The organism is Palleronia caenipelagi, from assembly GCF_007004065.1.
GTDB classification, from domain to species: domain Bacteria; phylum Pseudomonadota; class Alphaproteobacteria; order Rhodobacterales; family Rhodobacteraceae; genus Palleronia; species Palleronia caenipelagi.
In genome coordinates this window covers 1-806 of the sequence record NZ_VFSV01000154.1, presented here as the reverse complement: position 1 = coordinate 806, position 806 = coordinate 1, and the positions used below count along the sequence as shown (strand labels likewise).

General features: G+C 59.1%; 1 pseudogene. It reads left to right on the top strand.

Annotated features, from left to right (window positions below):
- Positions 1-732: pseudogene (locus FEV53_RS21820) on the top strand (IS3 family transposase); the annotation flags it as partial.
- Positions 733-806 lie beyond the last annotated feature (74 nt).

The following is an 806-nucleotide window of genomic DNA, read 5'->3' as shown; positions in this document are numbered from 1 at the left end:
GTTCAAGGCGAAGGTGGCTTTGGAAGCCATCCGCGAGGAGCTGACGACGGCCGAGCTGGCCAAGAAGTATGACAKCCACCCTACCATGATCAGCGGCTGGAAACGGACCGCGATTGAGAACATGGCACAGGCCTTCACCGGCCAGGCGACCGCGGAGCCGACGATATCGGCGGCAGAGGTCGGAAAGCTGCACGCCAAAATCGGGCAGCTGGTCGTGGAACGGGATTTTTTGTTGGAAGCCTCCAGTCTCATCCCCGGCACTGGAGGCAAAAAGCGGTGAAGAAAGACCATCCCGATCTCAGCGTCCGRCGGCAATGCAGCCTGCTGTCACTGGCACGCTCAACCCTCTACTACCAGCCGCGTGGGGAAAGCCCCGAGAACCTGAAGTTCATGGAAATCATCGATYGTCAGTTCCTCGAGACGCCATGGTATGGCTCACGCCAGATGGTCCGGCACTTGGCTCGCGMGGGACATAAATGCGGCCGACATCGTGTGCGGCGGCTGATGCAGCTCATGCGGTTGGTGCCTATCTACCAGGAACCGAAGACCAGCAAGAAGCACCCGGAGCACAAGATATATCCATATCTTCTGAAGGACTTACCCATCCCCCGACCTAACCAGGTCTGGTGTGCTGACATCAGCTACATCCCGATGCGCCGGGGGTTTCTCTATCTCGTGGCCATCATGGATTGGCACAGCCGGAAGGTGCTGAGCTGGCGGCTCTCGAACAGTTCGGCATGAGGCCGCCATAGGTCTGAGGACTATGCCGGACGGACGCGGGGTTCTGCGTCGAGGCTTTGAAAGAA